Source organism: Terriglobia bacterium (assembly GCA_020072815.1).
Classification (GTDB): Bacteria; Acidobacteriota; Terriglobia; order Terriglobales; family Acidobacteriaceae; genus Angelobacter.
The window spans coordinates 21,888-35,204 of sequence record JAIQGE010000010.1 but is presented as its reverse complement, the minus strand read 5'-3'; the positions used below and the strand labels follow the sequence as shown (position 1 = coordinate 35,204).

At 59.4% G+C, this 13,317-nt stretch carries 9 protein-coding genes; 2 read left to right on the top strand and 7 right to left on the bottom strand.

The genetic code is table 11. The features are described 5' to 3' along the window. Positions 1-129: 129 nt before the first annotated feature. The gene (locus tag LAO20_14005; GenBank protein ID MBZ5532541.1) at positions 130-966 is read left to right on the top strand and encodes an energy transducer TonB; all 837 of its coding nucleotides are present in this window, start codon (positions 130-132) and stop codon (positions 964-966) included. A 13-nt stretch (positions 967-979) separates the two neighbouring features. Here the strand turns inward: LAO20_14005 and LAO20_14000 are convergent, their stop codons facing one another. Both LAO20_14000 and LAO20_13995 read right to left on the bottom strand, forming a co-directional pair. Further along, complete coding sequence (locus tag LAO20_14000) at positions 980-1,993, bottom strand: VWA domain-containing protein (GenBank protein ID MBZ5532540.1); 1,014 nt, start codon at positions 1,991-1,993, stop codon at positions 980-982. Positions 1,994-2,039: 46 nt separating this feature from the next. Next, on the bottom strand, positions 2,040-2,774 hold the full coding sequence (locus tag LAO20_13995; protein MBZ5532539.1) for a molybdenum cofactor biosynthesis protein MoaE: 735 nt from the start codon (positions 2,772-2,774) through the stop codon (positions 2,040-2,042). A 360-nt stretch (positions 2,775-3,134) separates the two neighbouring features. Here LAO20_13995 and LAO20_13990 point away from each other — a divergent pair, with 360 nt between their 5' ends. After that, positions 3,135-3,980 carry a hypothetical protein gene (locus LAO20_13990; GenBank protein ID MBZ5532538.1) on the top strand — a complete coding sequence of 282 codons (846 nt, stop codon included), beginning with the start codon at positions 3,135-3,137 and terminating at the stop codon, positions 3,978-3,980. Between the two features lie 114 nt (positions 3,981-4,094). Here LAO20_13990 and lon read toward each other — a convergent pair whose 3' ends face one another. The 5 genes from lon to LAO20_13965 form a co-directional block, all read right to left on the bottom strand. Further along, a complete protein-coding gene (gene lon, locus LAO20_13985; GenBank protein ID MBZ5532537.1) occupies positions 4,095-6,539 on the bottom strand; it encodes an endopeptidase La in 2,445 nt (814 codons plus the stop codon). 290 nt (positions 6,540-6,829) lie between these two features. After that, a complete protein-coding gene (gene pheA / locus LAO20_13980; GenBank protein MBZ5532536.1) occupies positions 6,830-7,639 on the bottom strand; it encodes a prephenate dehydratase in 810 nt (269 codons plus the stop codon). A 488-nt stretch (positions 7,640-8,127) separates the two neighbouring features. After that, on the bottom strand, positions 8,128-10,227 hold the full coding sequence (locus LAO20_13975) for a hydantoinase/oxoprolinase family protein (GenBank protein ID MBZ5532535.1): 2,100 nt from the start codon (positions 10,225-10,227) through the stop codon (positions 8,128-8,130). Between the two features lie 59 nt (positions 10,228-10,286). Further along, entirely contained in the window at positions 10,287-12,638 is a 2,352-nt protein-coding gene (locus LAO20_13970; GenBank protein MBZ5532534.1) for a PAS domain S-box protein, read from the bottom strand. Between the two features lie 155 nt (positions 12,639-12,793). Continuing rightward, the gene (locus LAO20_13965) at positions 12,794-13,306 is read right to left on the bottom strand and encodes a GNAT family N-acetyltransferase (protein ID MBZ5532533.1); all 513 of its coding nucleotides are present in this window, start codon (positions 13,304-13,306) and stop codon (positions 12,794-12,796) included. Positions 13,307-13,317 lie beyond the last annotated feature (11 nt).

The following is a 13,317-nucleotide window of genomic DNA, read 5'->3' as shown; positions in this document are numbered from 1 at the left end:
TGCTGGACTCGGGGGACTGCAGCGCGCCGCCGGACGGCACCCTTCGCCGCCGATGCAAAGACGATTTGAAAGTGCGATAAAATGCCCGATCCAGCAGTTAAAATGCCCGATCCAGCAAAGGTGAAAGCCATGAATCGTCTGTTGACAACGCTGTTCTTGGTCTTGACTGCCGGCAGTGTTGGCGCGAGCGCACAGAGTACAGACCCCAGCAAGGCCGAACCGCTGCCGCCGCCGCAGCAGAAAGCTCCGGTCAACAATGCGCAAGTGCCGGCTTCCGCGGGCAACTTTGTGCGGCTGGAATGGGCGCCGGTGGATGGCGCTGCGACCTACGGAGTCGAAATTGATTGCTTCAGCTGCTGCGACCACGGCCGCTGGTGTTCTGAAACCAGCCGGGTCACGCACTCCGCCTGGATGGTAGACAGCCCGTACTCTTATTCGATGCCTGCCGGCCGGTCAGGAAGTTGGCGAGTTTGGGCCGTAGACAAGGCCGGACATCCGGGGAAAGTAAGCGACTGGTCAGTATTCCTTTTGGCTGATAGCAAAAGCAAAGATGTACCCGCACGTCCGCCTAAGACCTCCGGCCCGCCTCCAGGCCTTCCGCAGCCCATGGTCATGCGGGTGGAAAAGCCGGTGGACACCACTACCGGCGAGCCATGTACCGGGACGCCGCCGAATCCCCCGCCAAAAGACATAACATTTCCCAAGCACGTGTATACGCCGGAGCCCGAGTACGGTGAGATATCTCGCAAAGCGCACGTCAATGGAGGGGCCCGCGTGCTCATTCAGGTCGGCGCAGACGGCAGTGTGAAACGCGCCTGCTTGCTGGAGGCTGTCCAACCTGATCTGGGAGAGCAATCGGTCAAAGCAGTCCGGCGATGGCGCTTTCAACCGGCGCGCAAGAATGGCGAACCATTCAGCTATGAAATGCTGGTGGAAACCTCATTCACCATCTTCACTTGGAAGTGAGACCCCGGCGCGTTTACCGGGCCGGTGCAGTGTAGTAGCCGGCGCGATGGCGCACCTGATACGTCTTGCCGTCGGCGCCTGGCTTGTTCACCTGGACCTGGATGCGGCGGAAGGGCGAATCGGCCACCTGGCGATTGGGATAGTAGGCGATCAGGTATTGCGTGCGCAGTTCCTTGCTGACCTGGCGGAACGCCTCGTCCAGCTTGGCCATACTTTCCGCGTAGAAGTATTTGCCGCCGGTGTCATGCGAAATCTGGATGAGAGCGTGCTCGCCGCCGGTGTTGCGGCCGGCGTCGGCTTCCACCGGCACCACAATGATGCTGTAGACAATGGCTTCCGCTTGCTGGGCCCGCTTGAGCGCGCGATTGTAGTCGGACTTGCTGGTGGTATCGCCGCCGTCGGTAATCAGCACCAGAACTTTGCGTCCCTCGCGGTTGATGAGCACATCAGACGCCAGGAAAATGGCGTCATAGAGCGAAGTCCCAGCGCCGATTTCCAGATGGTCAATGGCGCGCTCAATCTCTCGCAGGTCGGCCGTGAATCCCCGGGTGACCTGGTCAACGTTCTCGGTCACCTGGAACAGCGACAAGCGGTCCACGGGACGCATGATAGAACGCGCGAACTTGCGCGCGGACGCCACTTCCAGCTTGAAGTCGCGCACCGTGCTCTGGCTGGTGTCCACGGCCAGGACGATGTTAAGCGGCAGTTCGGATTCCCGGTCGAAGACGTTGATACTTTGCGGGATGCCGTCTTCGAGTACGCGAAAATCGTCTTTACTCAAGTCGGCGATGGGAGTGCCGTGGGCGTCGGTGACCGTGGTAAACACGTTCACCAAGCGCACGTTCACGCGGAAGGAGGGTCCATGGTTGGGGGCTTTGGGCGCCGGCGAGGCCGCAGGACGAGGCGGTTCGGGCGGCGTGCTGGCAGGACCCGGCGCTTGCGCGTGGGCCAGACCGGCCAGCAGCCACACCACGCACCACGTCAACTTGAACTGCTTTACTGCAGCTCCCGCTTTGTCAGCGTTCATATGGATTGGATTCTAGGATTCGTTAGATGCAAATTGCCGCCAAAGGTTATTTCCCTTTGCGAATTTCCTCGGGGAAAGGCTCGCCGTCCGCCCACACGGCGCCATCCTCAAAGTACTCCTTCTTCCAGATGGGGACGGTCTTTTTCAAGGTATCTATCAGCCAGCGGCAGGCTTCAAACGCCGCAGCCCGGTGCGCCGACGCTACGCCGATCAGCACACTGGTTTCCCCGATTTCCAGCCGCCCCAGGCGGTGGGCCAGGCGTACATCGCGCACCTTAAACCGTTCAAGTGCTACATGAGAAAGCTTTTCCATCTCATTGATGGCCATAGACTCATAGGACTGGTAGTCGAGGTACAAAGTACGCCTTCCGCGGGTGTTGTTGCGGACCACGCCGGCAAAGAAGATGGCCGCGCCATCATCCGGGGCCGCAAGCTCTTCCTGGATGGCTTGGAGATCAATCGGCTCGCGGACGATGGAACAATGGTCGGTACGCAGTTCGCGCACCTCTTCCCCAGTCCCCGTTTCGGAAGCGCCCTGGCCGCCGCTGACCGGAGGCAACAGGCCGACTTCGTCGCCGTCTTTGAGCGCGGCGGAACTGGCTGCATACTCCTGGTTCACCGAACAGGCAACCGAGCCGGCCAGCGCCTGAAACTTGGGAAATTGCTGCCCGTAGTGGGACATCACCGAGGCTACCGTGGCTCCGGCGGGCAGGTCGAGCTGGGCTTCTTTTGTTCCGGCAATGTCTTGAAGCTGCCCGAAGAGCAGCACCCGTATGCGCATGGCGTACTTAAGCATACCGGAAACCATGGAATCTGGGCGTCTTGAGTATTGGGCGAGGCTCCTGGGTAGCCCGCTGACCAAAAGTTAAGTTTTGTTGACTTGAATATTTATGTGAACCGCGCGGGCGACGCGTACATCCAATTGTCCAGACAAAGCAAAGCTACAACGCAGTAATACTTGGTCCGGAGTGGTCGTCGCAGCCACTCCGGATTTTTTTGTCTGGATACTACCGGACGGTGCAGCCTACTAAGGTAATTTTTTGCTTCGCTGGACTTCATTCCCCGGCTTGCGCAAAGACTATACTTGACCACCGATGCAGTTCCATTTGCCGCAACGGCGAGTGGAGAACGGAGCAAGACCATGAATCCTGAACAGTTCACCAGCTACTGGATCGGGCAGGAACCTACTGGTCCCGGTCATTCCCCTACTTTGAATCAAATGCCCGCCTACGTTGACGTGGCTCCCCTGGCCTTCGTTGGAATTACCAGCGATGATCAACTTGACTTCAATTTCCTTACCCAACAAAACTCGGCAGCGACCATCCAGGGATGGATCAAAACCGTTCGTGCTCAAGGCACCAAGGTCCTTCTTTCCATCAACTCCCAGCAGTTCGCCGCCATTAAGGACCCATCGAGTTTTGCGCAGACCGTGCAGAACGCCATCACGGAATGGGGCGTTGACGGAATTGACATTGATTTCGAACCGCCGTTCCAGAGTCCAACGCTGATCACCGTGGTCAAGCAACTGCGCTCTACCCTGGGCAGCGGGACGCTGATGACGGCCCCTGTGTACAGCGCATGGACAGGCATGTTGAATTTCCTCGGGCAGTTTGCCGATTCGCTCGATTACCTGACGACCATGGACTACACCGGATATCCGGGCTTCGACACCACCATCCAACTCTTCAATCAATATGCTAAGGCCATTGGAGGTCCGGAGAAGCTGGCCATCGGCATCAGTTGCATGGGACCGCCGCAGCCTGCCAGCAACAACTTCACGCCCTTGGCGGACGTGATTAAGCTTTGCCAATGGGAGCCCTCACAAGGCCACAAGCAAGGCGCGATGCTTTATACCTTTTCGTACGATATCAAGACCCGGCCCATCAAGGGCAAACCACCCAGCGGAACCGGGTATCCGGACGGCACCTGGACAAAAACCATCCACGAAAAGCTCCCGTCAGCAGGTCGTGTGAAGGCCGCATCGTAAGAACTCTCCACGCGGCAGTTTGCGACGTGATTCGCGACAGCTAGCGCGGGGATCCAAAGCAAAAGGGGCCTTGGCAAACAAGCCGGGCCCCTTTGAATCATGCGCGATTTGTTCTTAGACGTTGCTTAGCACCTGCTCCCGGGTTTCCGCATCCTGGCGCTCCTGCTGCTTGGAACTGGGCAGTGCGATCTCCAGAACGTCGTCAATCATGCTGACATAGTGGATGTTCACGCCTTCCAGTTGCTCGGGCGTCAGGTCTTCCTCCACGTTCATACGGTTTTCCGCGGGGAAAAGTATGTCTTTCACGCCGGCACGCTTGGCCGCGAGGAACTTTTCCTTCACGCCGCCGATGGGAAGCACGTTGCCGCTAAGCGTGATCTCGCCCGTCATGCCGGTCAGCGGACGCACCCGGCGATCGGTCAGCAACGAAACCAGCGCCGTCGCCATGGTCACGCCCGCGGAAGGACCGTCCTTGGGAATGGCGCCCGCCGGCACGTGGATGTGAATATCATGGTCCTTGAAAAAGTCTTCTGAAATTCCCAGCCGCACGGCGTTCGACCGCACCCAGGTCAGCGCAGCTTGCATAGATTCCTGCATGACCTGGCCGATTTGTCCGGTCATGGTGAAGCCGCCCTTGCCTTTCATCTTGTTGGCTTCGATGAACAGGATGTCGCCGCCTGACGGCGTCCACGCCAGTCCAACCGCCACGCCGGGGCGCTTGGTGCGCTCGGCGATCTCAGTATCAATGCGGATCTTGATTCCGCCCAGAAACTCCTGCACTACTTCCGGTGTGACGACCAGCTTCTCCGCCTTCTTTTCCGCGATGCGCCGCGCCTGCTTGCGGCACAGCGTGCCCAGGTTGCGCTCCAGATTGCGCACGCCGGCTTCACGCGTGTAATGCCGGATCACGAAACGGACGGCGTCTTCCGGAATTTCAATCTGCTCCTTGGTCAGGCCGTTCTCTTCGATCTGCTTGGGCACCAGGTAGCGCTCGGCGATGTGGTACTTATCGTCTTCGGTGTAGCCCTGGAGTTCAATGATCTCCATGCGGTCCCGCAGCGGCTCCGGAATGGTGTCCAGCATGTTGGCGGTGCAGATGAACAGCACTTTGGACAAATCAAACGGCACGTCCAGATAGTTGTCACGGAACGTGGAGTTCTGCTCCGGGTCGAGCGTTTCCAGCAGCGCCGACGAAGGATCACCGCGGAAGTCGCGGCCGAGCTTGTCCACTTCGTCCAGGACGAACACCGGATCGTTGGTCTCCGCGCGGCGAATGCCCTGAATGATCTGTCCCGGCAACGCGCCGATGTAGGTACGGCGATGGCCGCGAATTTCAGCTTCATCGTGCACGCCGCCCAGCGAGAGGCGCACAAACTTCCGCTCCAGCGCGCGCGCGATCGAGCGGCCCAGTGACGTCTTACCCACGCCCGGAGGCCCGACGAAGCACAGAATCGGCCCTTTCATGCCGGGCTTGAGCCGGCGCACGGAAAGATAATCGAGAATGCGGTCTTTGACTTTCTGCAGATCGTAGTGGTCGGCGTCCAGGACTTCATGGGCCTTGCCGATGTCCACCACCACGCCGCTGGACTTGGCCCAGGGCAGCACGGCCAGCCACTCAATGTAATTGCGGGTGACCGAATAGTCGGCGGCCATGGGTGACATGCGCGCCAGACGCGTGAGTTCCTTCAAAGACTCTTTCTTCACTTCGTCGGGCATGCCGGCGGCTTCAATCTTCTGGCGCAGCTCTTCCACGTCACGCTGAGTTTCGTCCTGCTCGCCCAGTTCCTTCTGGATGGCCTTCATCTGCTCGCGCAGGTAGTACTCGCGCTGCGACTGCTGCACTTGGTCCTGGACTTCCGTCTGGATCTTGTTGCGCAGTTGCTGGACTTCCAGCTCTTTCGCCAAGTGATGGTTGATGGCCTGCAAACGCTTGGTGACTTCCGCCGTCTCCAGGATCTCCTGCTTGTCTTTGGTGGAGAGGAACGGCAGCGACGACGCAACAAAATCCACCAGGCGTCCGGGCTCTTCAATGTTGATGGCCACGGTCTGCAGTTCGTCGGACAGCGTGGGCGATCCGGCCACAATCTGCTGGAACAACGTAAGGACGTTGCGCTGCAGCGCTTCGATTTCCGGCGACTCTTCCGGCTCTGTGTCATCCAGCAGGTCAACGCTGGCGCGCATGAAAGGCGTGAGCTGGTTGAATTCGCCCAGCTTGCCGCGGCGCAACCCTTCCGTGAATACAAACAGACTCTGGTTGGGCATCTTGACCACTTTGTGAACGGTGGCCAGGGTGCCAATGCTGTATAGGTCGGCGGGCTGCGGGCTGTCAACACGGGCTTCGCGCTGCGCCACCACCAGGATGGTCTTTTCTTCTCCCAACGAATTGATTAGTTGGATGGAGCTTTCACGCCCCACGGTCAGCGGCAGGACCGCATGGGGAAACAGGACCGTGTCGCGTACCGGCAGAACCGGGACGCTGGATTTCTGAAGTTCCGCCGGCAGCTCGTCAGAGGCGGATGCGATGGGTATGACTTCTTCGCGGATGTCGTCTATGGCCATAAGTTAATCCTTGATAATAACAGACTCACATATTGATGAATGGGTACCCAAAAAGGATGCAAGCCGCTGTTCTGCCGGGACTTCCCTGTAACCGGGCGGATTCTAGTCAATTTACTTAAAAGCAGCAAATTACCGTTGGTACTAACTGGCCCGACTCTGGCGAAAACCCTTCAGGCACCTGATATTAGCCCGTATTACCGATCACGGCGACCCGTCCCGGCCCAGCCGTGGATGTCGGCGACCTGTCCTGTCAAAACCGTGGACCACGTGCAATGACTGCGATCCCCTTCTCATCGGGCCCGCGGGTAAATGCCCAGGACCTTAACAAACCCTGCAATTTCTTCAAGATGGCGCAGGGCCAACCGCATAGGCTGGTCGTCGCCACGCGTGACGTCCACGAAAAAGCAGTACTCCCAGGGCTTTCCGCGTACCGGCCGCGACTCAATCTTGCTCAAGTCCAAATCGCGTAAAGCAAATACGCTCAATGCCTTGAAGAGCGCCCCAGCCACGTTTTTCAAGGAAAATACCAGCGACGTGGTATCCGCGTCGGCAGAAACTTTCCTCTTCTTTAGGATGAGGAAAAAGCGGGTGACGTTCTGTTTATTATCTTCCAGGCCGGACATCAGGATCTTGCCGCCATACTCTTTGGCGGCCTGGCGGCTGGCGATCCCCGCCACGTCGCGCAGTTCCTGGGCGACCACGTGCTTGACGGCGCCCGCGGTGTCATAAAACGGGACGGCCGAAATTCGGTTGTGGCGACGGAAAAAGTTGCGGCACTGGTCCAGCGCCACTGGATGTGAAAGCACCTGCCGAATGTCTTTCAGCTTAACGCCCCGCGCAGCGATCAGGTTGTGCTCAATCCGTAGCCGCACCTCGCGGTGGATGAACACATCGCGCTCCAGCAGAAGATCAAGGTGCTCGCCCACCGGGCCGGCCAGAGTATTCTCCACGGGGATGACAGCGGCGCCGGCGCGTCCCGAATCGAGGGCATCAAAGACTTCAATGGACCGGCTGCACGCCAGCACCTGCGCTTTGGGGAGCAGCTTAAGCGCAGCCTGGTGGCTGAATGCTCCGCGCTCGCCTTGGATGGCAACTTTCATTATTCTTGTCGCTTCGCTCCAAACCGCTTACGGATTTTCCTTCACCTGAGTTTTTTCCGCGCCTGTTGCGGGCCGCTCGCCGCGCCCGCCGGGCTCGCGGCCAAGGTATTTCCCTCGTAGCCTGAACACTGTAACGCCTTTTTGCTGGCCGCGCCAATCTTGCATCTGCCCGGTTCGTGGTGGCGAGGCCGGCTTGCGCGCCGAGCTTGAGGCGTTCTGGCGGCGTCCGAGCCGCCAGCCGAAATCCTGAGCGAAGCGTAGCGGAGTCGAAGGACCTCTCGAACGAGTGCATGAAGATCTTCAGCTTGATCCAATCGCCGGCGGTTTGGAGCGCAGCGACAAAAAAAGGCGCCCGTGTGGAGCGCCTCTTTACTTCACCTTCAACAGGAGGTTGTTGGGCCTTGTCGGCCTGGGAGTTGGAACCCGGGCTTGCTGATGGAGTTGCGAGCCACGCAAAATAATTGACTGGCAGCCAAGCGGGCCTGAGCTTACTTTTGGCTGCGGCGCACGGCTTGGGAGCCAACGTCAATGATCACACTGCCCGCCTTGTCCGCGTGGAACGCCATCTCCGGCGGCACCACGGTCGTTGCACTGTATTCGGTGATGATCGCCGGGCCGCGGTAGAGACGGCCAGGTTTGAGAAGATTTCGCGGCCAGATTTTTGTTTTGATCCGCTTGCCCGCGAACCACACCGCCGCCGTTCCCTGCTCCAGCTTGCCCACGCCGGACTCGATCTGCATGGACTCCAGTTTCTCCGGAGAGCTTACCCGCGCCCGCAGGCGCACGGTGACGATCTCCATTTCGCGCGCCGGGTCGCTGTGGCCGTAGCGGCGCTGGTGTTCGGCGTGGAAGCGATGCAGCAGGTCGTCGCCGAAAGGGAGATTGATTTCGTATCCTTGTCCGTGATAACGCACGTCCACGCTTTGCTCGTAAATCGCGCTTCCCTGCCAGTCTTCTTTGCTGAGTTCGGCGGCCACGTCGCGCTGCAGCTCAGAGAAAATCTGTTCCAACTGGCGGGCGGGAAGTTCGCGGACGCGCAACAGCACCGTCCGCGAATGGTCTTTCACCACGTCGCTGATCAAGATGCCCAAGGCGGAGAGGGCTCCGGGATGCGCCGGCACAACCACTTTGGGAATACGCAGCGATGCGGCGAGCTCGCAGGCGTGCATGGCGCCGGCGCCGCCGAAAGCGACCAGCGCGAACTGGCGAGGATCGTGGCCGCGCTCAATGGACACCACGCGAATGGCTTTCTCCATGTTGGCATTCACCACGCGCACCACGCCGGCGGAAAAGTCTTCGACAGAAAGCCGGCTGCCGGTGTCTTTGAGCCAGTGCTGAACAATCTTTTGTGTGCGCGGCAGATCGAGCTGGAAGTCGCCGCACAGGAATTGGCCGGCGGGCAAGCGGCCAAGAAGCAGATTGGCGTCGGTCACGGTGGGGCGCTCGCCTCGTCCGTAGCAGATGGGGCCGGGATCGGCGCCGGCGGATTCCGGTCCTACTCGCAGCGCTCCTCCAGCATCAAAGCGCGCCAGCGAGCCGCCGCCTGCGCCCACGGTGTGTATGTCCAGCACGGGGACGCGCACCGGCACACCGGCGACGTCAGCTTCATTGGTGGTGGAAGGCTGGCCGTCCACCAGCGCAACGTCGGTGGACGTGCCGCCCATGTCAAAGGTGATGATGCGCTCGAAACCGCTGCGTCGCGCTACGGCGGATGCACCGACCACGCCTCCGGCAGGTCCGGAGAGCACCGTCCGCACGGGCTGCGCTGCCGCCGTGGTCAGGGCGGTGATGCCGCCGCTGGATTGCATGACGAAAATGCGCGCGGGATTTCTTCGCGCCGCCTGCTGGCCCCGGTGCGTGTACTCGCTGCGAGCCACGCCGGGTTCGCTCAGGCGCTGCTCCAGACTCTCCAGGTAACGCTGCATCACCGGCTGGAGATAAGCGTTCACCAGTACGGTGCTGGCGCGTTCGTATTCGCGAAACTCCGGCAGAATCTGGTGCGAGACGGAGACCGGTATTCCCAGCCCGCTCAGCTCGCGGGCCACGGCTCGTTCGTTCTCCGGATTGGCAAACGAAAACAGCAGCGACAACGCGATGGACTGCGCTTTCTGCGCCCTGATCCGACTGGCCAATTGCATCAGGGTTTCAGTCTTTGGGTAGCGCAGCACTTTGCCGTCGGCGGCGGTGCGTTCGTCCACGCCAAAACGCATGTCCGCGGCGGCCAGTGGCGGGTCCTTTTCAAAGAAAAAGTTATAGAGCTGCGGACGGTTCTGCCGCCCGATCTCCACTGAATCTTCAAAACCCGCGGTGGTCACAAAAGCCACGCGCGCGCCTTTGCGCTGCAGCAACGTGTTGGTGCCCACGGTGGTGCCGTGCAGAATGGTGACCTGAGGACTTTCCGCGGCGATGGTCTGCACCGCGCTGGCGATGGCTTGCGATGGATCGGCGGGCGTGGAGAAAACCTTCAGCACGCGCAACACCACGCGTCCACGCGACGAGCCGGCATCGTGCAGCCATACACAGTCGGTAAAGGTTCCGCCGCTGTCAATCGCGATTCTGAGCGCGCCATGCGCTTTTTCCGATGCCATAAGTCAGGGGGCCAAAGACTGAGGATTCTAGCACGCGGGAAAAAGCGGGCGGTTGCTGGTCAGGAGCGGTAGTCCAGCGTTGTCCGGACCTGCCGGGCCAGCCTGGCCATGTCAAAAGGTTTGTGCAAATAAGCATCCGGGGCCTGGAGTGTAGTTGAATCCACGGCCGTGCCACTGTAACCGGACATGAAAATGGTGCGCATGTTCGGGTGCAAGGCTTTCGCCTGTCGGGACAGTTCGGCGCCACTCATGCCCGGCATGATCACGTCCGTTAGCAGAAGTTGAATGGCGTCAGGTTTCGCGTTGCAGATCTTGAGGGCTTCGGCGCCGTTGGCGGCCTCCCAAACCTTGTATCCCCTGGAGCGAAGAGCTCCGGCGCACACCGTGCGCAGAGCATCTTCATCTTCCACCACCAGGATGGCCTCCGTGCCGCCTGGCGGCTCCGGCAATACCTCTTCGGACTGGACAACCTGGCTGGTTTCCGCCACGACGGGGAGATAAATACTGAAGGTGGTTCCCTGGCCCGGAGCGCTGCACACAGAAATAAACCCGCCGCTTTGCTCCACAATGCCGTAAACCATGGCCAGCCCCAGTCCAGTGCCGCGGCCGCGCCCTTTCGTGGTGAAAAACGGCTCAAAAATGCGCGCCAAGGTGTCCTGGTCCATGCCAGCGCCGCTATCTTTGACCGCAAGCAACACGTAGCTTCCGGCCTGGGCGTTAGGATGAGCGGACACAAAGTCCTCTCCCAGCTCTACGGCACTGGTTTCAATCACCAGCTTGCCGCCTTCCGGCATGGCATCCCGTGCATTGATGGCTAAATTCATCACGACTTGCTCAAACTGGCCGCGGTCCACCTTGACCTTACCGATCAAGGGTGAGGCTGTGATACTGATCTCAATGTTCTCTCCGATGAGCCGGGGCAGAACCTTCTCCATCTCTGCCAGGATCAGGTTCAGGTTCACTACGCTCGGTTGCAGCACCTGCTTGCGGCTAAAGGCCAGCAACTGCTTGATCAGGACCGCCGCGCGGCGCGTGCCGCGGACAATTTCTTCGGCCTGAGCTACCACATGTTTCTGGTCGCCCGCGGCGTCCAGGATCATCGCGGCCCGGCTGCCTATGATCATCACCAGGTTGTTGAAATCGTGGGCGACACCCCCGGCAAGCTGGCCCACGGCCTCCATCTTCTGCACCATCCGGAGTTGGCTTTCCAGGGCCTGCTGCTTGGTCACGTCTTCCACAAATACTTCAAATTCACGCGGCTGCTTGCGCTCGTCCAGGATGACCCGTCCAGCCAGCTGGACGTTGATGTCAGCCCCGTCTTTTCGTTTCCATACGGTCGAGAACGGCCAATCCGGAGGGGTACGACCGTGGGCCATGGCCATCAACTGCTCCCGGTCTTTGGGGTCGCGATAAACGTCCCTGGCCAGATTCAGCGCCAGGACTTCCTCGGCCGTGGTGTAGCCCAGTAGCTTGACCAGCGCAGAATTGACCATGGTCATGCGCCCTTCAGGGACCGTCCGACAAATGCCATACGGGGCCTGCTGAATCGTCGAACGATATTGCTCTTCGGAGCTCCGCAAGTCCTGCTCGGCCTGTTTAAGGGCAGTGACGTCCCGCGAGATGGCGAGCATGCACTGGATTCCGTCCATTTCAATGAGCTCCGCCGACATCTGGGCCGGGAAAATTGTTCCGTCTTTTCTGCGGAAGGTGGTTTCCATACTCTGGACACAGCCGTTCTTTCTCAATTCGTCCAGAATACGGACACGGTCTTCAGGATCGGCCCAAACACCGATCTGCCCCGCTGATTTGCCAATCACGTCGGCGCGGGTGTGACCGCTGAGCCGCTCGAAAGCTTCGTTGATCTCCAGGTACAGCCCTCCGGCCACAGTTGTGATGGTCAAGGCGTCGGGACTGGAGCCAAAAGCACGCTTGAATTTCTCTTCGGAGGCGCGCAACGCTTCCTGGGCGTGGACTCTTTCTGTGATATCGCGGCCGTAACCAACAATGCCGGCTACATTCGGATCATCCAGCAGGTTGGTCAGAGTGCCTTCTACGCATTTCCAGGAACCGTCTTTGTGGCGCATGCGAAGGACGCCATGAACGGCCCTTCCTGGGTTGCCTACACATTCCTTCAACATGCCCGCCATTTTTTCATGGTCCTGCGGGTGACATAAGTCAAAACCTTGCTTGATTTCGCCGGGAGAATGCCCGAGGAGCCGGTCGGCTGCAGGCGAGGCGTAAAGAACATTCAAGCTGGCATCGAGCAATGCGACAGCGTCTGAGCTGTTCTCGATCAGCGCGCGAAATAGGGCCTCGCTCTTTCGCAGAGCAACATCTGAACTATCACTAACGGCTTGTTCACGCAGGCCGGACCGTGGGTCACCCGCTTCTTGGATCTTTCCTTGTTGCACTGCTAGGAGCCTCTACCAAGGAATTCACTTGACCCTACAATATCACTGCCCAGCTGTGCATCCGCATGACTTTTGGTCATAGCGGAAAAGTCGAATTCTTAGAACAACTTAAGAAAGGACGCCTAGGTATTTGCTGCGGCGAAGTCCTAAGTCCGTTACAACTTCTTGACCATCAAAAGACCGTCAATCGAATCCAGGTAATAACGCGGCAAGGTCTTCAAGACGGTATATCCATGTTTCTTGTAGAAACGGATGGCGCGTGGGTTGTCCACGGCGACTTCAAGGCAAACAAGATCACATTCGCCTTGCTTCAATTGAGCTTCCGCCCCGGCCATCAGTAGCGCTCCCACGCCGCTGCCTTGCGCCTGCGGTAACACGTCAATGGTGATGATGCGGCCCATGTAGGGCGAGGTGCGTCGCGGGCGAAAGCGGTCAGCGATGATGAATCCCAGAATCTGCCCTGGGCCTTCCGCGTCTTCTGCGTCTTCCGCTACCAAGGCGCTGGCGCCGGGCATCGCCAGGAAATAACGGATCTCTTCTTCCGTGTAGGCAATGCCTTCCACGAAGCAGGACTGGTCAATTTCCAGAAGGCGGGTGAAATCCTGCGGCTGGTATGGGCGCAAAATGGCCACGGAAACATTGTAACGAGAGGCGAGCTTTAGCTTCATCGGCTTCATCC